The following is a 20,669-nucleotide window of genomic DNA, read 5'->3' on the forward strand; positions in this document are numbered from 1 at the left end:
CGAAAACGGCAGGAGGGCGATGTCTCGGTGCTGGCGATGCTGCTATTCGCGGTGGCCGTGAGCGTCGACGGGCTCGCGGCGGGCTTTGCGGAAGGGCTGCGGGGCATAAGGGTGCCGCTGGGCTCTCTCCTAGTGATGAACGTGGTGTCCGCCGTGGTCGTGTTCTTGTCCATAGGGAGCGGTCGTGCGACGGCCGCGTTCTTTACCCCCGTTGTGGGCAGACTCATGGGTGGAGGCCTGCTCATAGTGCTTGGGGCATGGATGTTGTTGCGCGGGCGAGGGCACACAACGCGCGTGCGAGGGCTGGGGCGCGGGCCTTCGGCGGTTCACCCGAATGCAGGGCTGGCAAGGAACAAGAAGCCTGCGTCGGGCGTCTGGGCGACACCTTCAGAGGCGGAGGCGCCAGCAGGGCGACTGGCATTCAGGTGCCCGAAGGGCGTAGATCACTTGAGCTTTGCACCGCACAGTGAGCGCGGCACGAACGACTGCACTCACGCACCCCTTGAAGAGGTGCCGCAGCGCGGCAGCGCGGCTCCAGGCAGCGACGTGACATGCGACAAAGAAGGAGAGGCACCGGATGAGGCACCGGACGCGGGCGCGCGCGCGCCCGGAAGCCGTAAGGCGTACCGTCCTCCGCGGTGGCTGGCGCGGTTCGCGAGCTCCCTCGCGGTCGTGCCCGGCCTTCTCGACGAGCCCGCCCGTGCGGATCTAGATTCCTCCGGCACCCTTACTCCAGGCGAGGCCCTCCTTCTCGGCCTCGCTCTCGCCGTGGACGCGCTTGCCGTGGGATTCGGGGCGGGCCTGGCCGGGCTTTCGGCCACGCTGACGCCCCTTGTGGCGAGCGCGACGCAGACCGTATTCGTGGGCCTCGGGGTATGCATCGGACGACGAGTCAAGGAGAGTGTCCTTGCCCCGGGCCTTGAGAAAGCTCCCGGCGGCATCCTCATTCTGCTCGGCCTCATGAGGCTGAGGTAACCAGCCGTCGCCGGTCGATGGGTCGTCGCGCGGCGGACGCGGCCGTGTGGAGACCTTCTGCATTGATGGGCGGCGCGTGGTGGCAAGCGCTGCGCACAGTCCCAGGGACTCTCTTCGCATCTCGCGCCGCCTGTGGGGAGGAATTCCCGGATCTACCTCGAATGTTTCTTCATCGCGTGCCTGCTGCGAGCAAGGTTGAGGTGCCTGGAGGCCTCGGCAATGGTCATCGGCATAACGGGCGGTATTGCGAGCGGTAAGAGCCTCGTCGCTTCCGAGCTGGCGCGGCGGGGGGCGTTCGTGATCGATGTAGACCAAGTGGCGCGGGCGCTCGTCCAGCCCGGCGAGCCGGCGCTCGAGGAGGTAATCCGGGAGTTCGGGGCGCGTTTCCGTCGCGAGGACGGCACCCTGGACCGCAGAGCCCTTGGCAGGCTGGTGTTCAGCGATGCCGACGCCCTCGCGCGCCTAAACGAGATAATGTTTCCGCGGCTCCGTGCGGCCACCGAGAAGCAGGTTCGGGAGGCGGTCGATCGCGGCTACTCCATGATCGTTGTGGACGCGGCGGTGCTGTACGAGGCGGGCCTGGACGCGCTGGTCGACCGGGTCATCTGCGTGACGGCTGACGAGTCAGTGCGCGTGAGGCGTGCCATGGCGCGCAGCGGCCTCTCTCGCCCCGAAGCGCTCGACCGCGTGAAGGCTCAGGTGGGGTTGGAAGAGCAGGCTCGCCGCGCGGACTTCGTGGTCGAGAACAACGGCTCGCCGGACGACGTGGCGCGCCAGGTGGACCTGATCCTCGAGAGATTGCGGAGAGAGTGTCAGAGATAGCGCGAGATTGCCGCACGACGGGGCGTGGAGAATTCGCCCGCGCGCTTCGCGGGCGCGTCACATTGCGCCGTCGCGGCCGCCGTGCCGCTGTGCCGAGATGCCGACGTCCCGCCGCGCGCCCCTCGTCGCGGCGCGCCGGAAGGGAAGCCTGCGCCCGTCCTCGCGGGCCTCGCGTGCGCGTGAGCGAGGGGCGTGTGCCCGCTCGCCCGCTCGTCACGTTGTTGCGGGCGGCACGAATGTACCGCCGCCGCGACGTATATCGAATAATAGCGAACGCATCCACGGGATGGTGAAAGCGTGGCAGTCATAAGTCTCCGCCATGCGGCGCGCTGGGCCCTGGTTGTTACGGGCGCGGTCCTCGCTGCCTACCTTTTCTTGCACTCCAAGTGGTATCTAGAGCGGGCGTATCCGACTCCATACAGGGATCTCGTCACGCAGTACTGCGCTGAGCACAATGTGGACCCGTTCCTCGTGACGGCGCTCATGCGAGTGGAGAGCCGTTTCAGGCCGTACGTGGTGTCGGAGAAGGGCGCGCGCGGTCTCATGCAGGTGATGCCTGATACCGGCAGGTGGGTTGCCGAGGAACTCGGGATCGACGGGTTCGACCCGGAGATGCTGCATGATCCCAGGGTGAACCTCCGCATAGGGACGTGGTACCTCGCATCGCTCGAGCGGGAGTTCGGAGGCAACACGGTGCTTGTGCTCGCCGCGTACAACGCAGGGCGCGGCAATGTGCGGAAGTGGCTGGACACATCGCGCTGGACCGGAAGTACAGAAGAGATAGAGGACATCCCGTTTCCTGAGACGCGGGAGTATGTGAGGAAGGTCCTCAGGCTGTACGACGCGTACGTCCGAGCCTACGACGGTCAATGGATTGGGTCCCGGCCGGAAAGTAGCAGCTAGCCCGTGCCGCAAGAAAGCGGCTGACAGCCGGCGGGACCCGCAGGGCACGAGCGCGAGAGCGCAAGAACGCAAGGGCTAGCCCGTTCCATTCGGTGGGCGTCCGTGGTATAATCTTGCATGACTTGGGATCGTCTTCATGCCTGTGCCGTGCTTGTCCGGCAAAGCGCGCCGTGCGGTCGCGGAGTGGCGGCATGGCGGCGGTCGTGGCATGACGAACCGACGTGCCGCACAGGCCCAAGCCAGCGCGGCAAGAAGACAAGAGTGGTCGCGGGCCGCGGCGGCGGGCCGGTCCATGCCGGCGAGGCCACGCGAGGCCACGTGACCGGCTGGCCGCGGTCGGCCGACCCTGGGCCGGCCGCAGCGTCGGTGATGACCGGTGACGAAAGGAGAACAACTTAGCATGCCTGAGAAGTCGAGTGGTTGCATATCCGCTTTCGACACCCCGAGCGAGGTCCGCGAGATCACAAGCCTTGAGGACGTCCGCGGCTTCCGCGTGGACCCCAAGAAGCGCTTCTACTCCGCCCAGCACGATGAGATCCGGATGGGCCTCACTACCGATATCTACTTTATCAGAACGCGCGAGATCCTGGACAAGCTGCATCTCGGCCGCACGCCTGTGGTGGGCGAGATCTTTCCGCGCAAGGCGGGCATATTCGCAGGCGTCGGCGAAGTGCTTCACCTCCTCGAGGGGAAACAGGTCAAGGTGTGGGCTCTCCCTGAGGGGTGCGAGTTCGCCCCGAAGGACGTGGTGATGCGCATAGAAGGGCCCTATGAGGAGTTCGGCATGTTTGAGACGCCGATCTTGGGGTTCCTGGCGAGCTCCAGCGGGTGGGCCACCGCCGCGCGCCAGGTCAAGGAGGCCGCTGATGGCAGGCAGGTTATATGCTTCGGCGCAAGGCATGTCCATCCGGCGGTCGCGCCCGTCATGGAGCGGGCTGCCGTGATTGGCGGCGTGGACGGGGCGAGCTGCATACTCGCGGCGAAGCTGCTCGGCCGTGAGCCCTCGGGCACCGTGCCCCACGCCGTCTTCCTCATTGTAGGGGATACCGTGAAGGTCGCCAAGGCCTACGACGAGTTCATGCCGCCCGACGCTGCGCGGATCATCCTCGTCGATACGTTCAAGGACGAGGCCGAGGAAGCCCTTCGGGTGGCGGACGCGCTAGGCAAGCGTCTCGCTGGGATCCGCCTGGACACCCCGGGTGAGCGAGGCGGTGTTACCGCCGATCTCGTCGCCGAAGTGCGTGCGCGTCTTGACCAGGCAGGGTACAACCACGTGAAGATCCTGGTGTCCGGCGGGCTCTACCCAGAGAAGATACGGGAGCTCGCGGCCGCCGGGGCTCATGCGTTCGGGGTGGGCAGCTTTATCTCGCAGGCACCGCCCATCGATATGACCCTCGATCTCAAAGAGGTTGCAGGGAAACCCATTGCCAAGAGGGGAAGGATACCGGGCAGGATCCCCAACGAAAAGCTGGAGCTGGTCATGGGGTGAACCCGAGTCAGCTTCGCGTGGCGGCGCCTGGTGCTGGTTCTGGTGCCGCGCCGGGCTGCGTTGGGACCGCTGTTCTTGAGCTGTGTTCTTGAGGTGTCAAGGATGTTAGGGTTGCCGGTGCTTGCACGACGGGGCGTCGAGAATTTGGCGTGCCAACGCGCCAAATTCGAACGAGGCGCGCCGCAAGCGCGCTGTCCCCGGAGGGCAACACCGGCAACCCTGGACAGAACTTGCCCGCTGAAAAGCAGCGCAAATTCGTGGCGATCTGCCTAGTCATGAGAACGGGTAGAACGTGAGAAGCGTAGAGCGTAGGAAGGGGTTGCTAGGTCATGGGCGAGACGCTCTTGGAAGTAAGAGATCTCAAGACGTACTTCTACACCGAGGACGGGGTGGTCCCGGCGGTCGACGGGGTGTCGTTCTCGGTTGATAAAGGCGAGACCATCGGCATCGTGGGGGAGAGCGGATGCGGCAAGAGCGTCACGTCTCTCTCGGTGATGCGGCTCATCCCGAACCCGCCGGGGAAGATAGTCGGCGGTGAGATAATCTTCGAGGGGAAGAACATCCTCGAGAAGAGCGAGGCTGAGATGAGGCACATCCGCGGGAACGAGATCTCCATGATATTCCAAGAGCCCATGACGAGTTTGAACCCGGTGTTCACCGTGGGCGACCAAATCATGGAGGCCATAATGCTTCACCAGAAGGTGGGGAAGAAAGAGGCCCGCAAGAAAACCATCGAGATGCTGAGGCTTGTGGGCATTCCGTCCGCGGAGAAGCGGGTGGATGAGTATCCGCATCAGATGAGCGGCGGGATGAGGCAGAGGGTCATGATAGCAATGGCACTGTCGTGCAACCCGAAGCTCCTCATCGCCGATGAGCCCACCACCGCCCTGGACGTGACGATACAGGCGCAGATCCTTGACCTTATGCTCAAGCTCAAGGAGGACCTCGGAACAGCGATCATGCTCATCACCCACGACCTCGGGGTAGTGGCCGAGACGGTGAACAAGGTCGTGGTAATGTATGCCGGCAAGATCGTCGAGAGCGCGGACGTGGTGAGCATCTTCAAGAAGCCGGAACATCCTTATACCCTCGGGCTTCTGGGGTCGATCCCGAAGGTCAACGAGGACCGCGAAAGGCTGCAGGTGATCGAGGGCGTCGTTCCGAACCCGTTCAACATGCCTACGGGGTGCAGGTTCCATCCCAGGTGCAGCTTTGTTCGGGACATCTGTAAGGAAGAGGAGCCTGAACTGGTCGATGTCGAGGCCGGTCACCAGGTCAGGTGCTGGAGGTTCCTCGGCTACCACAAGAACTAGTCGACGAGCTCGGGGCTGGAGGAGGCAAGACAGCGTCATGGCAGAGGTGCTTCTTGAAGTAAAGGACCTGGTGAAACACTTCCCGATAACAAAGGGCATAGTGCTCTCCAGAAAGGTCGGCGCGGTAAAGGCCGTGGACGGGGTGAGCTTTCACATAAACCGGGGGGAGACCTTGGGCCTCGTCGGTGAGAGCGGCTGCGGCAAGTCAACGACGGGCAGGCTCATCCTGAGGCTCATCGAGGCCACCTCGGGCGAGATAATCTTCGAAGGCAAGAACATCCTCAAGCTCGGGCGCGAGGAGATGCGCGAGCTCCGCAAGGACATGCAGATAATATTCCAGGACCCATACGCGTCGTTGAACCCCAGGATGACCGTGGGGGACATCATCGGGGAGCCCATGGAGATCCACAGGATAGCGCGGGGCAGGGAGAAAGACAGGAGAGTGCGCGAGCTTCTCGAGGTTGTGGGCCTGTCGCCGTTCCACGCCCGGAGATACCCTCACGAGTTCTCTGGAGGGCAGCGGCAGAGGATCGGGGTCGCGCGGGCGCTCGCGGTGAATCCCAAGCTCATCATCTGCGACGAGCCCGTGTCGGCGCTTGACGTGTCCATCCAGGCGCAAGTCATCAACCTGCTGCAGGACCTGCAGCGCGAGTTCGGGCTCACGTACCTTTTCATTGCGCACGACCTCAGCGTCGTGAAGCACATATCCGACAGGGTTGCCGTGATGTATCTCGGCAAGATAGTGGAGCTCGCGGCGAAGCACGAGCTGTACAACAACCCGCAGCATCCGTACACCGAGGCGCTTCTTTCCGCGGTACCGATACCGGATCCGACCAAGAAGAAACAGCGCATAATCCTGGAGGGAGACGTGCCGAGCCCGATAAACCCGCCGAGCGGGTGCAGGTTCCATACGCGGTGCAGGTATGCGCAGGACATCTGCTCCGTCGAGGATCCGCCGTTCGTCGACATTGGGGACAGCCATTTCGTCGCGTGCCACTTCAGAAAATCCTTGGGGAACAGGAAGGCTGCAGTGCACTAAGTTCGGCTTGATCGCACGGGCTCACGGGTTCAGGTTCACAAGCTCGCGGGCCAGTCGCCCAGCGGGCCGACGGGCCGGATCATGTGTTGACATTTCGGGTCCGTCGCCTTATAATCGTTCACGTAGATAGCTTAACGCGTTTGAAGTTTGTGCCCGGGTGGCGGAAATGGCAGACGCGCACGTTTGAGGGGCGTGTGGGTAACCCCCGTACGAGTTCAAGTCTCGTCCCGGGCACCAGTCGAAATGTATGCGGCGGCGCAGCGAAAGCGGCTGAGGTCGCCGTCTGTTTTTGTGTACAGCACCTCACGTCGTTCAAGTCCGGCCGCCCGGGCGCTTGCGCGTTTCCCCTTCCTGTCATTTCCTTACTCCACATCACCGTTTCTAGCAGGATATTCAAAGTTACACAGCGAAATAGCGGATAGACATGCGCCTTCCGGGTTCGTGCGGCACAGAGCAACGCACGAGGCCCGGGAGGCGAACGCATCATATGAGGGAAAAGGATGATCGTTCCATCATGAAAACCGGAGCCAAGCTGCGCACGAGGCCGCGCCGAAGGGGGGACGTTTCCATAGGTGCCATCACGGGCGGGTTCACCGTCCTGGCCCTCTGCGTCGTTTTGGCGCTGGAGCTGGCCGCACCCTCGGCGGAGGCGACGGCGCCCGGCGGCACGCCCGTCACCAGTACCCGGTACGAGGGGGTGAAGGCGGCGCCCGGTCGGGTAGTAGTGCGGGGCGAGGGGAGCCCACTTCTGTATATCGGTGGGACCCTCGGCATAACGGCCGAGGTGTTCGTCGGCGACATCCCCTCCGGGCCGGACGATTCGGACGATTCGGAGACAACTGGGGCTTCCGGGTCGGGCAACAGCAGCGCGCGCGAGGACGACGGCGGCCTTCCTGACGGGTCCGGCCTCGGCTTGACCGGCGTGTCCGGCGACGACTTTCTCGCGCCCAGGCCGTCCAGCGTCACCCTCCCTGGAATCAGGCAAGACCTCAGCCTAATCGTCGACGCGAGGTTCGGCGACGCGGTGCAGGCGTTCACCCGCCTCTCGACGCAGGGGGTCTGGGGCGTGAGCAGCCCGAGCGATGCAAGTCCCTGGATGCCGGCGGTCGCCCGGCCTCTCTTGGTCGATGAGGCTTGGGCCCGATATGCAGGGAAGGGGTTTCAGGTGTCCGCCGGGAAGCGTCGGTTCTCGCTCGGGCCGATCGGTCTGCTCGGCAGGACCGACCTGGAGGCGCCCGAGGGAGTTTATGCGGATGCCAGCGTCGGAGGGCTGGGGATCACAGGGATCTGGGCGAGGTTGAGCTCGGGCTACTACTACAACAGCTCGTTCGTTACGCGCGCCGACGACCTCCTGGCCTTGAGAGTCGAGAAGGCGTGGCGCGACGTCTCCGTAGCGTGGAATTACCTTGCGAGCGGCCTTGGAGATGAGTCGGGCTGCTCGGTGGATGTCCTTGCGAACGCCCTCGGGTGCGGCATCGCAGGCGAGGTCGCGTTCTTCAGATCGAGTTCCACGCTTTATCCAGAGTTCCGCACCGACGGATGGGTGCCCGCCGTGGTGGTGAAGGTCGAGCCCGTCAACACGCCGGTTCACAGGCTGACCCTATCGTACGGCAGGATCGCGCGCGCGTTCGCCCCGTACTACTCGAGCGTGGCCTCGCGGTCCGGTGGCCAGGGGATCCCCTTCGACCAGAACACCGAGGGCGTCTCCGCAGGCTATGATAGGCGGCTCTCCGGCGATACCGAGCTGAACGTTCGTGCCACGTGGCTGCGGTTCCTGGACGAGGCGGCGGCACACAGCGCGGTGTCGGCGTCAGGAGATGATGGGCAGGACGTCACAGGTCTCGCACAAGCGGACATAACGCCCACCGTGACCGCGTCGGTGGAGGTAACCCGGGAGCTCGGCACGAACACGAGCGCTCACGCGGGCTACGAGCATTGGTGGATGGAAGGCGGCAGGAGCTACGGGAGGCTCACAGCGGGTCTTGCCGTGAGCTTCTAGGGCGGTTGGTCCGCCGTGGTCCGCGGTTGTGCGGCGGCGCAGTGCTTTGCCTCTCGCGTGTCGCTGCTTGCGGCCGGTCGCCCCTGGCGTGTGTGTGGTGCGTCGGGGGACGTGCGACGCGGGCCCGCACCGTCGCTGCCACTGTTTTGTGTCCGTTCGCTTCGAGACGGCGGGACGCGGCTCGCGGTCGCGGCGGCCTCCTCGAGCATGGCCACGCCGACGCCGTGCGACACCGCTCAGAAAGCTACAAGCCGCCCGGTGCGAAGGGGACGGGCCGAAACGAAAGAACGAAAGAAGGGAAGAGAAGGCAGGACGGCGCGAGCTGGGCAGGGGCGGCGGATCGGCAGCCGAAAGATCTAGGGCTAGAACCAAGGAGGGGCGAGACACGAGTGAAAGCACGGAGAATCAAGAACACGATGAGAACGATGGGAACTATGCGAACTATGCTTTGGTGTACGGTCATGGCGGCCACCATTTTGGTGGCGGCATCACCCGCAGCGCTGGCGCGGGGCGGGCTGGAAGGAGTCAAGATCTTCATTGATCCCGGCCACGGCGGGCCGGAGCCGGGCGCTATCGGTCCATCCGGGCTTCGCGAATCCGATGTGAACCTAAGGGTGGCGACGGCCCTCCGAAACTGCCTGGTGGAGTACGGCGGGGCAACCGTTATGATGTCGCGTACGGGCGACGTCGACGTGAGCCTTGCTGGCAGGACCGCGGCTGCTAACCAGTGGGGAGCGGACAGGTTCATCTCCGTGCACCACAACGCCTCGTACAACCAGAGCTATAATGCGACGGAAACATACGCGTATACCTATGCGGGTGCGACCGCGCTCGACCTGCGCGACAAAGTCCACGCAAGTATGGTGTCAGGCCTTGGGCTTCCTGACGGGGGAGTCCATACAGCCAACTTCTATGTGCTCCGAACCGCGTGGATGCCTGCGATCCTTACAGAGGCGTCATACATAAGCAATCCCTACCAGGAAGCCCGCCTGAAAGACATGGGCTACACCTGGCGCGAGGGGTATTACATCTACCTCGGCATCGCCAATCATTTCGGCGTTGCTCCTTAGCCCATTTTCACATTTCGCATTAGGAGCGCGGCCGAATCGAGAGATGACCTATAAAGGGCCGATTGCGGAGTTCCTCCGACTGTCTTGCAGCACGCGACCGTTGCGCCCTCTAGCTTGGAAGATGTTTCTATTGCGGAGAGCTGATTTAGTGACTTAGAACGGCATCTGGCAGCAGACGCCCTCAGTAAGCTCCCAACAGGGTGTCCGGTTCTGCGGGCAGACGGAGACGGCTAGGCTTCCAAGCCGGATTTCATGGCGTCCCGCTGCGTCCCGCTGGGGTTGAGAACGTGCCTGGGGCCCGCGTCCCTCCCCGGCGGGCCGCGTTGCACGCGACGCCCGGGGGCCCGTGCGTTGGCCCATGTCTTCATGTCACGATGCCTTCGTCTCTCACGTCCTCACTTTCATGTCTTCGGCGGAACCTGCCTTCCCCGAGTCCGGGCCCCCCTGGGGCCTGGGGCCCCGCGAAATCACGCTCCACGTGTCACATAGATCCCTCTTGCCTGATTAGGATCTCATGTGCTACTATTAGCGCAACATGCCAGAAGGCGTCCGGGGAGGGCGATGGCCGATGTTGTGTGGCGAGAGGATCGTGCTTCGCGAGTTCAGACGCGAGGACCAGGAGGCGATTCAACGCTGGGTGAACAACGAGAAGATAAGCCGCTACCTCTCCTTTCCGGTTTTCCCTCAAACCGCGGACGAGACCGCCGACTTCGTCGATAGGCAGCTCCGCAGATCTGGCGGCGCCGACGAGGGGGTCTTTGTGATGGCGATGAAGGACGACCCTAAGCTCGAGTATGTAGGGTCCGTCGGGCTTCACAAGATCGACTACAGGAACCGCCACTGCGAGCTGGGCATCGTCATAGGTCGCGAGGACCTCCTCGGGAAAGGCATAGGCAGTGACAAGCGAAGGTCAGCGTGCGGCCATGCGGGACGCCAGGCGTCCCGTGGCATCGGAAAGCGAGGAAGAATGTTCTTTTGCTCGTTGCCTGGTCTCCCCGCTATAATGGAAATGCCGGATGCGGACTATGCCTTGACGGTCCGGCCCGTGTGGTGGGGGGAGGCAGGAAGTTGGGCGAGGTTGTGGGAGAGCTGGGCCCCGCGCGCGCAAGCCGTGGGGTCAAGTTTCGTTACTTCAACCCGCGCGCTTCGCGGGCCTACATTGCGGGCGAGTTCAACAACTGGCGCGCGGCTGATTGCGAGATGCACAGGCACCCGTGCGGGGTGTGGGAGGTTGTCGTGCCGCTGGGCGAGGGCGCGCACGAGTACAAGTTCGTCGTCGACGGAGAATGGACGCGCGATCCGCACAATCCGTGCATGATGCTGAACGAGCACGGCACGGTGAACTCCGTCGTAGAGGTAGCGCCGGACGGCGAGGTGCGCACGCCGGCCCCGCAGGGGGAGGCGTCAGGATTCGGCAGATTCAGGGCGGTTACGAGTCCTGACTGGGCTCGCGATGCCGTGATATACGAAGTATTCCCGCGTGTCTTCAGCGAGGACGGAACCCTTGAGGGCGTCACAAGGCGGATCCCGCAGATTGCAGATCTCGGCGCCACGTGCGTCTGGCTCATGCCCATTCACGACATAGGGAGAGACGGGCGAAAGGGAAGCTTGGGTAGTCCCTATGCGATTTACGATTATCTCAGCATCCATCCAAGCCTTGGAACAGACGCCGATCTTTACGAGCTGGTAAGAACGGCGCACCACCACGGCCTTCGCGTCATCATGGACTTCGTGGCGAATCACAGCGCACGGGATTGTCCTCTCACGGTGACGCACCCCGAGTGGTACCGCAGAGACGCGCACGGGAACATACAGTGTGCCGGCTTCGGCTGGGACGACGTGGTCGCGTTCGACTACTCCAGCGCCGCCCTGCGGGACTACATGATTGGCGTCATGCGCCACTATGTCGAGAAGTTCGACATCGACGGCTACCGGTGTGATGTGGCGGCGCTCGTGCCGACGGACTTCTGGCGGGCCGCGAGGCGCGTGTTGAAGTCGGTCAAGCCCGATGTGCTCTTGCTGGCGGAGTCGCACGAGCCAGCTCACAACGCCGCCGCGTTCGACGTCACTTACGAGGAGACTCTCCCCAAGATCCTGGCGCAGGTTCTGTCGGGCGCGCTTCCGGCCAAGGCGGTCAGGGACATGATCGAAAACGACCGGCGCTCGTTCCCCATGGGCTCGCTGAGGCTCCGCTATCTCGAGAACCACGATCAGCTGCGGGCCGTCCGCGCCCTCGGGCGGAGGGGTTACGAGGTCGCGGCCACTCTCTTGTTCACCCTCGACGGGATTCCCCTCATCTATAACGGCCAGGAGATAGGCGAGGAGGAGAGGCCCTCCCTTTTCGATCCGTTCAAGATCCGCTGGCAGGCCGGGGACCCTGTTGTGAGCGCTATGTACAGGGAGCTCTGCCGCATGAGGCGCGAGACGCCAGCCCTGAGGCGCGGGTCTTTGACTTTCTTGGACGTGAGCAGGGATGATGCGGCCCTGGCCTTCTACAGAGAGCACGGCAGCAGCCGCGTTTTGGTGGTGCTGAATTTCGCAGGCGACGTGGTGCGCGCGAGGCTGGCCGCCCCTGGCGGCCGTCTGCCGGGGGTAGACCGCGACGCCGTATACAGCTTGGATGCTCTAAGAGGCCCGGCGTCACCTTGCCCGCCGAACGTCCGCGGCGGGGACCTCGCATCGCTCGAGCTCACACTGGAGCCATACGGCGCGAAGGTCCTAGCGGTCAAGGATGCTAACTGAGTATGGCGCCATAGGTTTTCGCCTCCTTTCCCGACCGCGCCAGGGTTGCCGGTGCTTGCACGACGGGGCGTGGAGAATTCGGCTATCTTGCGCGCCGAATTCGAACGAGGCGCGCCGCAAGTGCGCCCGTCCCCGGAGGGCAACACCGACAAGCCTGGGCAGCACCCCTCCGCCGAAAAGTAGCGCGAACTTTTGGCGACATACTTAGACAGCCGAAGCCCTGCAGGCAAGTCCGAGAGTGGCACGGCCGCGCCCTCGCCGCACACAAAATCCACCGTTGACACCCACCGTCATTGTGTCTATACTGTGTATAGACGATATACACAGGGCGTGACACGGTGCACATCAGCATCTCATACAACAACCCCGTGCCCTTGTACAAGCAGATAGTGGACCAGATCAGGGAGAAGGTGCTCTCCGGCGAGCTCGCTCCTGGCGAGAGCTTACCGTCCATCCGGCAGCTCGCAGAGGAGGCCGGGACAAGCGTGATAACAACGAAAAGGGCCTACTCGGAGCTTGAGGCGGAGGGGATAATCGTGACGCGGGCAGGGCTGGGGTCGTTCGTGGCTCACCTCGATGCCGCGCGCGCTAAGGCCATCCGGATGCGGTCCCTCCGCCAGCGACTCGCAGACATCGTGGCCGACGCGAGGGGAAGCGGTGTGACCGATGAGGAGCTCTTGAGACTTCTCAGGGAGGCGATGGAGTGTGGCGGTGACGGTAGCAGGGACGGCGGCGACGGTGGCGACTGAGGCGGCCGCGGTCAAGGGCGCCAGGGAGCTCGCAGAGGCGCCTGCGCTCATGCTGTCAGCGGTCGGCAAGAGGTACCCCAAGTTCGAGCTCAAGGACGTGTCTTTCGTGTTGCCGAGAGGGTACATCATGGGGTTCATCGGGCCCAACGGCGCCGGAAAGAGCACGACCATCAAGATAGTGATGAATATGGTGCGGAAGTCTCGCGGGACCGTCAAGGTGCTCGGCCTCGATCATGTGGCCTTTGAGACCGAAGTGAAGAGGCACGTGGGTTATCTGGGCGAGGAACCTCATTTCTACGAGGAGGTCTCTCCTGCGTGGCTCGGCGGCTTCGTCGGCAAGTACTATCCCACATGGGACGCGGGGTTTTACAGGGCGACCCTGCGACGTTTCGGGATAGAACCCTCGAAGCCCGTGAAGGCTCTCTCAAAAGGCATGAAGGTGAAGCTCGGATTGGCGCTCGCCCTCTCGCACAAGCCGGAGCTCCTGATACTCGACGAGCCGACCAGCGGGCTCGACCCGGTGGTCCGCCACGACGTCCTGGCGGAACTCATGTCCGTCATCCAGGACGAGAAACGGAGCGTGTTCTTCTCGACCCACATCACCCAGGACGTGGAGAAGGTCGCGGACTACGTTACGTTCATCAATGAGGGACGGGTCGTCATCTCCGACGTGAAAGACGATGTGCTTGCCCGGTGGAAGAAGGTTTCGTTTCCCCTTCCGCTGCCGCCCTACGCAAGGGGCGCGTCCGACCCGGCTCGCATCGAGCTGGGCTTGGCTGAGGCGAGGGAGAGAGTGGAGCGGGCCATGAGGGGCGCCCTCGGGAAGGCCTTCGCCTCGCACAAGATCGACGGCCTCACCTTCACCGGCATCACTCGGGCCTTTTCGGGGGATGTGGAAAGGGAGATCTCTCAGCTGGCTGAAACAAGGCCGCGCGTCATTCCTGTTTCGCTCGACGAGATCCTGGTTGCGATCGTGAGGGGGAGTGAAACATGCTAGACCTCGTGTGGAAGGACATCATCCAAGGCAGGAGAGCGCTTGCTTTCTACCTTGCCGTCGGCGCAGCCATCGCGCTGGGTCTCACGTTCGCAATGAGCGACGTCGGTGCGGTAGTCGCTCTCCAGATGACCCTCTCGGTCTACGGGTTCGCCGTCAAGTCGACCTACGATGACGACAAGCACGGGGCGCTTCTCTTTCTGAAGGGGTTGCCTCTCTCCGACGCCGCCATAGTCGTGAGCAAGTTTGTGTCCACGTTCGTGGTGGCTGTAGGCTTCGCGGTCTTCTCCTGGGGGCTTTGCGTCGTCGCCGAAGGGTTTCTCGGACCGAGCCTCCGGCTCGGAGCCGCGGCTGGGGCGCCGCAGGGCCTTTCAGGACTGGCCTGGCAGATACTTCTCTCGGTCGCGGCGTTCTTCGGGGCGCTCCTGGTGGTCATGGCTGTGTACCTAGCGATGTTCTTCTGTCTGGGATACGCGAGGGCGGCCGCGTACAACCGCGTCGTCATGCTGGGCTTGTTTGCCGTGATCATGGCAGCGTCGGCGGTCTTTCAGCGGGCGCGCGTGCAACCGCCCGAGTGGGCGCAAGCTCTGGGACGGTCCTGGGCAGCGCCGCTCCTGGCGGTGTGCGCTGGGCTCGCGGTGTACGCCGCGGGTTGCGCCGCGTCGCTGTGGTGGGTGCGGAGGCGGGACTGGTCCTAGCGCCCGGGCCCGGACGCCGTGAACCTGTCATCGTGGGAGCGAGACGGCGGCACCCGTGGCTGGGGCCCAGGGCCAAGCCGCGCGGTCGCTCGCCCTGAACCAAACCGCCACGTGCCTTGGCGGGTGCATGGCGAGCCGCACGGGGCGGGCCGGACGGGGCAGGATGGCGACCGGACGGCGACAGGGTGGCGACGGATTGTTATAGCGGCAGCCAACGTCCTAGCAGTGCCCCGGCGATGAGCCCGGCGCCCGTAAGGATGTAGGTCTTGACCGTGCCCGCGTTGGCTGGGACCAGCTCGGCCGTGCAATCGTATGCGCGCCAGCAGACCTTGGCGGCGCGGTAGGCCTCTGCGCTTCCCGCAAGGCCCAGGACCGCCCACGGGTTCCGCAGGTACACCGCCACGCCGATGAGTGCCGCCTCGGCAAGGCCCAGGAGCCACGCATATACCACCCTGGCCCTGGCCTTGCCCATGCGCACCACGAGGTTGCGTTTATTGGCTCGCCTATCGGCCTCGAAGTCGGGAAACTCGTTGATCCAGAGAACGCTCGCGATGAGGATCCCGATGGGGACGCCGATGGCAACCGGCCTTACTGAAAGCTCCCCAGTCTGCACCACGTAGGTGCCCAGCGAAAGGAGCGGGCCGAAGGTCACTCCCACCACGAGTTCTCCGAGGCCACGGTAGCAGAAGGAGAAGGGCGGCGCGCTGTAGGCGAGGGCTAGGAATCCGCCGAGTGCGGCGATCCAGAGGGCGTGCCAAGTCCGGAAGAGGACGATGGGTAGGCCTGCGAGGGCCGCCAATGCGAAGCTCCCCACGGCGATCCAGATGGCGTCTCGCTCTCTGAGCAGGCCGCCGGTTATGGTCTTCTTGCCTCCGGAGAACGGGGTCGCGTCCTCCGGCGCCACGAACCTGTCGGCGCCCGAGCGCCAGTCCACCACCTCATTTACGGCGTTCTTGCCAACCTCAACCGCATAGATTCCGACGAGCGTAAGGAGGAACCATCCTATTGCGAACGAGCCCGTGTCCGCGTAAGCGAGGGCACCCGCAGCGAACATGGGGACAGTGGATGCGACCCATATCTTCGGGTCAGCCAGCTGGATGAGCCCGCGCAAGCGCCGCGAGGCAGATGACGAAGGCACTGGAGACAACATGAACGCTTTCCTCCCTGAAGGACAGCCCGACCACGTGCTACCGCGCCACCCGCCACCGATGCGGCTCTTCTGACCACGGCGCCCTGCCGGCAACCGACGTCGCTGCGTCCTACATCGGTCCGGTGAGCGGGCCGGGGCAGGGCCAGCATAGGCGGCCCTGTAGCCTCGAACGCGGCCGGGAGCTCTTCTTATGCAACGACTTCGGGATAATTATAGCCTCGGGAGACCAGGTACACAACGCCTGCTTAGGCGTTTCCGCCGGAAATTCGGGCCGATGGCTTTCGCAGTGCATGGAGCTGATGCTATAATGTTCCGTGGAACGCCCCGGGTCTATCATAGATATCCGGCCCAGGAGAAACCTGGGAGCTGACCCAAAAGCTCTACATAAAGGAGACGTGGTGGTTGTGGCGCGGAAAATTACGATGAAGCACATTCGCACGGTAAGTGAGGGCTCGACGAAGGCCGGGCTTGGCATGGGCGGCTGCAAGGAATGCCAGGCCTCGTGCCAGTCGGCGTGCAAGACCTCGTGCACCGTCGGTAATCAGGTATGCCGGCAGCGCGAGAAGTGAGCCTCCGAAGGTCCGAGCGAGAGCCCGCCGCCCGGCTGTGTGGGGCGTGGGAGCAGAGTCGAGAGGCGGTGCGGCGATCGGAGGATGGCCGGCCGGCCGACCGCCCTGTGGCTTCGGCGAGCGGAGAAGTGGGGGGCTCTCAGCCCGGGATGCCCTGCCCACGGTGCCTGTCTGGGGCGCGCAAGGACGCCAACTGGCATGTGTTCTCGGTGCTCGGGGTCAACCTTCTTCTCGATGTGAAAACAGGCGGCCTTCACGAGCTTGATGCCGTGGCCTACGATGTGGCCGATGCCTACCAGGGCCATGGGTCAAGAGAGGAGGTCGTCCGTAGGTTGGCGGCCATTCACGGCGAGGAGGCGGTTGGCGAAGCTTACGACGAGATCGACGAGATGGTGTTCTCTGGCAGGCTCTCTTCTCCCTTCGCGCCAGACGAGCCGTACGAGCCTTCGGGCGAGGTGCTCGTCAAGGCCCTCTGCCTGCATGTGGCGCACGACTGTAACCTCAGATGCCGGTACTGCTTCGGCAAGACCGGAAACTTCGGCATGACGCGGGAACTCATGCCTGAGCGCGTCGCCCGGGCGGCGATAGACTTCCTCCTCGCCCGGTCTGGCAAACGCCGCAATCTCAACGTGGACTTCTTCGGCGGCGAACCGCTCCTCAACTTCGGTGTGGTGAAGTCCACGGTCGAGTACGGCCGGGCCAGGGCGGAGCGGCTTGGCAAGCACATTGACTTCACCCTTACTACTAACGCGGTTCTGCTCGATGATAACGTGGCCCGTTTCCTCACCGAAAACGACATGCTCGTAGTGCTCAGCCTGGACGGCCGCAAAGAGACACACGACCGGATGCGGGTCGCGCCTGGGGGCTGCGGCAGCTATGATGTGGTGGCGCCCCACGTGCGGCGGTTCGTTGAGAGCCGGGCGCCCGGGTCGTACTTCGTCCGCGGGACGTACACCAGGGCGAACCTGGACTTCGCGTCCGACGTCATGCACCTTGCGGACATCGGTTGCGAGAGCATATCGGTAGAGCCCGTGGTTGGCGGACGGGACGCGTCTTACGGCATCCGCGCGAGCGACCTCGACGCCATCGGCCGAGAATACGAGCGCCTAGCCGCGCTCTTCCTTGAGCGGCACGCCCAGGGAAGGGGGTTCTCGTTCTACCATTTCAACGTGGATCTCGAGGGCGGCCCGTGTCTTGCGCGGCGCCTTGCGGGCTGCGGCGCGGGCGTGGACTACCTCGCTGTGGCGCCCGACGGGAACGTGTACCCGTGCCATCAGTTCGTGGGGCAACCTGAGTTCCTCATGGGTGACGTGTTCGACGGCGAAATGGATGAGGCGCTCGTGGAGAGGTTCCGTGGTGCGCACGTGTACACGAAGCGCGGCTGCGCCGAGTGCTGGGCGCGGTTCATCTGCAGCGGCGGGTGCCACGCTAATGCCTACTTTTCGTCGGGGGACATCCTCATCCCAGAACCCGTGGCGTGTGCGATCCAGAAGAAGCGCATCGAGTGTGCCTTGGCCGTGCAGGCTCTGCTGCGCGACACACGCGATGCCGCTTCGTGATCCAGCAGCCGCGCCGCGCCTTGTTTCGTTCTGCCATCTCGTGGTATCATTAGGTGCGGAAGCGGGTGGTCGAAATGCGTCGCCACAGGGATCCCAGCGGGATGACGCCGCTAAAGAAGAAGGACAGGGACGCCCTGGATGACTTCGTAAAGCGGCTTCGAGAAAGCCCCCTTAGAGAGGGAATACGAGACATCAGACTCTTCGGCTCCAAGCTGCGGGGGGACGATACGCCTGATTCGGATATAGACGTGCTCGTCATTGTGTCGAGGCTCGATCGAGGCGTGAAGGAAGCGGTCATCGATGTAGCCTTTGACGTCAACTTGCGTCATGATGTGTACATTTCTCCTCGGGTCATCCCAGAACACGTGTTCCGCGATCGCATCTGGAAGCTCACGCCGTTCATCCAGACTCTAGAACGCGAGGGCGTGTCCTTATGAGGCCTGAGTTACGCATCCTGGCAAAGTACCGGATGGAGCGCGCGAAGGAGTCCTTTGAGGAGGGCTCGACGCTGCTCGAGACCGGCGGTCTCACCGGGGCGGTGAACCCTTCTACTATGCAGCGTTCTATGCGGCAAGGGCGCTCCTGGCACTCAAGCAAGTGGACTCGTCCAAACACAGCGGAGTGATATCCCTCTTTCAGCGTCATTTCGTCAAAGACCGTCTGATCGACGCACAAGTTGCCAGGGTTCTGCCGTCTGCGTTCGAGAAGCGGCAGGACACTGACTACGAGGACTTCGTCACCGTGACGCCAGCTGAGGTCAGCTCACTCAAGGAGGACGTTCGAAGGTTCATTGACGAGTGTGAGCACCTTCTCAACAAGCTGGTAGTGGACGATGAAGGGCTGACCTAGGGATCCTCTCCAAGACCTGTCGCTCCTCAATGGATACGAGCCAAACGCCTGACGCGCTAACACGCCGCCCAGCCGGGCGCGCAGGGTGCCCTTGACATGGTCAGGAGGCGCTTCGGAGTGTGCTCCGAAACGCCCGGGCGAGGTGCCCGGGCGCCCCGGCACGACGCCACACCTACGTCACCAGGCCCAGCATCCTGAGAAACTCCAGGCTAAGATAACTCCCCAGGCAAACCAGGACCAGTGCGATGGCGGCCTTTACTGTCGCAGCGTGGCGTCGCGTGAAAGCCGCCAAGCGCTCCGATGTAGTGCCGAGATATGCAAGGGTGACCACGCACAGCATCGGCATTATGAACGCCAGGTTGTACAGGATCAGCATGGCAGCAGGCCGTCCCGAATCGGCGCCCGCCTGCACCATGTACGCGATAGTAGGCAGGTACACCTGACCCGTGCATACGAACTCCGTGGTTGCGACGACCGCCCCTGTCAGCATGGCGGCCCACGCAAGACGAGGCGAGGATACCGCGTGCCGGATCGCGGCGTGGGCGAGCTTGGTGAAGCGCGGCGGGAGCCTCAACTTCACATTGGAGGGAGAGCCCGAGCGCATTTGCAGCAAGTCATACATCGTCGCGGCTGCTAGCGCGAAGCACATCACAGCCGCCGCCAAATACACCGCCCTGTGAACGAAGGGCATGCCTCGGGAGGCGTGCATGACCCTAAGCAGCCCGAAACCCGCCGCGACATACGTTGCGAAGACCCCTCCTGCGAACGAAACACCGGTCGTGAGGATTTGGAACCTGTTCTTCCCTGCGAACGTCAGGTACGATACGAGGAAGACTAGAATTGCGAAGGCGCACGGGTTAATCCCGTCTATGAACCCGGCGGCGGCGACGATGGCGACAGTGAGCATGGAGCCTTCCCTCCTCAGAGCACCCTCTGCCGCCCCGATCTCGTCGTCTCCGACATCGAGAGGCGCCCCCTGGAGGTCGCGCCCGTCAACTAGCCTCAGCAGGTGCTCAAGGGTGATGTCACGTGAGGCGAGGTAGCGCTGCCCAAGGAACACCGCGGGCACAGTACGCCCGGAGTCGGCCGGGACGCCCGCGGCGTAGCAGAACGCCCGGAGCAAGACCTGGTTTGCGGGGAACACCACGTCGTGTTCGACAACCGAAACTTGCGGCCTCAGGGCCACGAGCCGGGCGACTTGCAGCCTCGCGATCTCACAACTCGGGCAGGCCGAGCTGTAAAAGAGGTGAACCTGGACGCGCACGCTGCTGTCGATGCGACCTCGCTGCTCAAGGGCCGCGCCATTGCCGTGGGTGGCCCCTGAACGCGCGGAGATCATCCACGCGCCGATCGCCGGTACGAGCAAAGCCAGCGCAACGGCCAGCAGCACGACGCCGGACTCTCTCGGCCAACTTGAATGGCGCCCGCCTTCCCCGGTCACCATGCACATCGCTCCCATTCAACACGCTGCCAGTCCTCAGCCCTAAGCTCCCGTCTCTCACTAGGCTCTCACTAAACAGGCTCTCACCAAGTATGGGGCCACAAGTTTTCGTCTCCTTTCTTGACGGCGTCAGGGTTGCCGGTGCTTGCACAAGGCGTGTCAAAACGCGGCCACCGGTTTGACCGGCCGGATTCTGGCGAAGCGCGCCCCGCTCGGGGCGCCATCTCCGAGTGAGTGTAACACCGCCATCCCGCCAGCTGCTGGACACAAGGCAAGAACCAACGTACGAGGCTGTTGACATTTCCTCC

The 20,669-nt window shown here is 63.7% G+C and carries 18 protein-coding genes and 1 tRNA gene; 17 read left to right on the top strand and 2 right to left on the bottom strand.

Annotated features, from left to right (window positions below; translation table 11 throughout):
- Positions 1 to 27: 27 nt before the first annotated feature.
- From GX515_06210 to GX515_06270, 13 genes are all read left to right on the top strand, one after another.
- A complete protein-coding gene (locus GX515_06210; protein ID HHY32610.1) occupies positions 28 to 975 on the top strand; it encodes a hypothetical protein in 948 nt (315 codons plus the stop codon).
- Positions 976 to 1,194: 219 nt separating this feature from the next.
- The gene (locus GX515_06215) at positions 1,195 to 1,797 is read left to right on the top strand and encodes a dephospho-CoA kinase (protein HHY32611.1); all 603 of its coding nucleotides are present in this window, start codon (positions 1,195 to 1,197) and stop codon (positions 1,795 to 1,797) included.
- Positions 1,798 to 2,103: 306 nt separating this feature from the next.
- Positions 2,104 to 2,700 carry a lytic transglycosylase domain-containing protein gene (locus tag GX515_06220; GenBank protein HHY32612.1) on the top strand — a complete coding sequence of 199 codons (597 nt, stop codon included), beginning with the start codon at positions 2,104 to 2,106 and terminating at the stop codon, positions 2,698 to 2,700.
- A gap of 400 nt (positions 2,701 to 3,100) precedes the next feature.
- Positions 3,101 to 4,189: a nicotinate phosphoribosyltransferase gene (locus GX515_06225; GenBank protein HHY32613.1), complete on the top strand. Its 1,089-nt coding sequence runs from the start codon at positions 3,101 to 3,103 to the stop codon at positions 4,187 to 4,189.
- A gap of 329 nt (positions 4,190 to 4,518) precedes the next feature.
- The gene (locus tag GX515_06230; GenBank protein HHY32614.1) at positions 4,519 to 5,502 is read left to right on the top strand and encodes an ABC transporter ATP-binding protein; all 984 of its coding nucleotides are present in this window, start codon (positions 4,519 to 4,521) and stop codon (positions 5,500 to 5,502) included.
- Between the two features lie 37 nt (positions 5,503 to 5,539).
- Entirely contained in the window at positions 5,540 to 6,541 is a 1,002-nt protein-coding gene (locus GX515_06235) for a dipeptide ABC transporter ATP-binding protein (GenBank protein ID HHY32615.1), read from the top strand.
- A 151-nt stretch (positions 6,542 to 6,692) separates the two neighbouring features.
- Positions 6,693 to 6,778: transfer RNA gene (locus GX515_06240), tRNA-Leu, on the top strand.
- A gap of 250 nt (positions 6,779 to 7,028) precedes the next feature.
- A complete protein-coding gene (locus GX515_06245; GenBank protein ID HHY32616.1) occupies positions 7,029 to 8,540 on the top strand; it encodes a hypothetical protein in 1,512 nt (503 codons plus the stop codon).
- Positions 8,541 to 8,929: 389 nt separating this feature from the next.
- Positions 8,930 to 9,610, top strand: a complete 681-nt coding sequence (locus GX515_06250; protein ID HHY32617.1) for an N-acetylmuramoyl-L-alanine amidase — start codon at positions 8,930 to 8,932, stop codon at positions 9,608 to 9,610.
- 1,068 nt (positions 9,611 to 10,678) lie between these two features.
- Positions 10,679 to 12,352 carry a DUF3459 domain-containing protein gene (locus GX515_06255; protein ID HHY32618.1) on the top strand — a complete coding sequence of 558 codons (1,674 nt, stop codon included), beginning with the start codon at positions 10,679 to 10,681 and terminating at the stop codon, positions 12,350 to 12,352.
- A gap of 338 nt (positions 12,353 to 12,690) precedes the next feature.
- A complete protein-coding gene (locus tag GX515_06260) occupies positions 12,691 to 13,101 on the top strand; it encodes a GntR family transcriptional regulator (protein HHY32619.1) in 411 nt (136 codons plus the stop codon).
- The gene (locus GX515_06265; GenBank protein ID HHY32620.1) at positions 13,058 to 14,098 is read left to right on the top strand and encodes an ABC transporter ATP-binding protein; all 1,041 of its coding nucleotides are present in this window, start codon (positions 13,058 to 13,060) and stop codon (positions 14,096 to 14,098) included. The genes GX515_06260 and GX515_06265 overlap by 44 nt, the downstream gene beginning before the upstream one ends.
- On the top strand, positions 14,092 to 14,793 hold the full coding sequence (locus GX515_06270) for an ABC-2 transporter permease (protein HHY32621.1): 702 nt from the start codon (positions 14,092 to 14,094) through the stop codon (positions 14,791 to 14,793). Before GX515_06265 ends, GX515_06270 begins: the two co-directional genes overlap by 7 nt.
- Positions 14,794 to 14,992: 199 nt before the next feature.
- Here the strand turns inward: GX515_06270 and GX515_06275 are convergent, their stop codons facing one another.
- Positions 14,993 to 15,943, bottom strand: coding sequence for a prenyltransferase (locus tag GX515_06275; GenBank protein ID HHY32622.1), 951 nt, complete (start codon positions 15,941 to 15,943; stop codon positions 14,993 to 14,995).
- A 422-nt stretch (positions 15,944 to 16,365) separates the two neighbouring features.
- Between GX515_06275 and scfA the strand changes: the two genes are divergently transcribed.
- The 4 genes from scfA to GX515_06295 all read left to right on the top strand — a co-directional run bounded on the left by scfA (position 16,366) and on the right by GX515_06295 (position 18,920).
- Entirely contained in the window at positions 16,366 to 16,512 is a 147-nt protein-coding gene (gene scfA / locus GX515_06280; protein ID HHY32623.1) for a six-cysteine peptide SCIFF, read from the top strand.
- 149 nt (positions 16,513 to 16,661) lie between these two features.
- Positions 16,662 to 18,071, top strand: a complete 1,410-nt coding sequence (gene scfB / locus GX515_06285; protein ID HHY32624.1) for a thioether cross-link-forming SCIFF peptide maturase — start codon at positions 16,662 to 16,664, stop codon at positions 18,069 to 18,071.
- A gap of 74 nt (positions 18,072 to 18,145) precedes the next feature.
- Positions 18,146 to 18,508: a nucleotidyltransferase domain-containing protein gene (locus GX515_06290; GenBank protein ID HHY32625.1), complete on the top strand. Its 363-nt coding sequence runs from the start codon at positions 18,146 to 18,148 to the stop codon at positions 18,506 to 18,508.
- Positions 18,509 to 18,653: 145 nt separating this feature from the next.
- Entirely contained in the window at positions 18,654 to 18,920 is a 267-nt protein-coding gene (locus GX515_06295) for a HEPN domain-containing protein (protein ID HHY32626.1), read from the top strand.
- Positions 18,921 to 19,092: 172 nt separating this feature from the next.
- Here the strand turns inward: GX515_06295 and GX515_06300 are convergent, their stop codons facing one another.
- Complete coding sequence (locus GX515_06300) at positions 19,093 to 20,364, bottom strand: hypothetical protein (GenBank protein HHY32627.1); 1,272 nt, start codon at positions 20,362 to 20,364, stop codon at positions 19,093 to 19,095.
- Between the last annotated feature and the right edge of the window lie 305 nt (positions 20,365 to 20,669).

The organism is Bacillota bacterium (assembly GCA_012842395.1).
Taxonomy (GTDB): domain Bacteria; phylum Bacillota; class SHA-98; order UBA4971; family UBA4971; genus UBA6256.

Coding starts and splice junctions, on each gene's coding strand:
- GX515_06215 (HHY32611.1), top strand. CDS start 1,195: ATGGTCATCGGCATAACGGGCGGTATTGCGAGCGGTAAGAGCCTCGTC.
- GX515_06225 (HHY32613.1), top strand. CDS start 3,101: ATGCCTGAGAAGTCGAGTGGTTGCATATCCGCTTTCGACACCCCGAGC.
- GX515_06230 (HHY32614.1), top strand. CDS start 4,519: ATGGGCGAGACGCTCTTGGAAGTAAGAGATCTCAAGACGTACTTCTAC.
- GX515_06235 (HHY32615.1), top strand. CDS start 5,540: ATGGCAGAGGTGCTTCTTGAAGTAAAGGACCTGGTGAAACACTTCCCG.
- GX515_06245 (HHY32616.1), top strand. CDS start 7,029: ATGAGGGAAAAGGATGATCGTTCCATCATGAAAACCGGAGCCAAGCTG.
- GX515_06270 (HHY32621.1), top strand. CDS start 14,092: ATGCTAGACCTCGTGTGGAAGGACATCATCCAAGGCAGGAGAGCGCTT.
- GX515_06275 (HHY32622.1), bottom strand. CDS start 15,943: ATGTTGTCTCCAGTGCCTTCGTCATCTGCCTCGCGGCGCTTGCGCGGG.
- scfA (HHY32623.1), top strand. CDS start 16,366: ATGAAGCACATTCGCACGGTAAGTGAGGGCTCGACGAAGGCCGGGCTT.
- scfB (HHY32624.1), top strand. CDS start 16,662: ATGCCCTGCCCACGGTGCCTGTCTGGGGCGCGCAAGGACGCCAACTGG.
- GX515_06290 (HHY32625.1), top strand. CDS start 18,146: ATGCGTCGCCACAGGGATCCCAGCGGGATGACGCCGCTAAAGAAGAAG.
- GX515_06300 (HHY32627.1), bottom strand. CDS start 20,364: ATGGTGACCGGGGAAGGCGGGCGCCATTCAAGTTGGCCGAGAGAGTCC.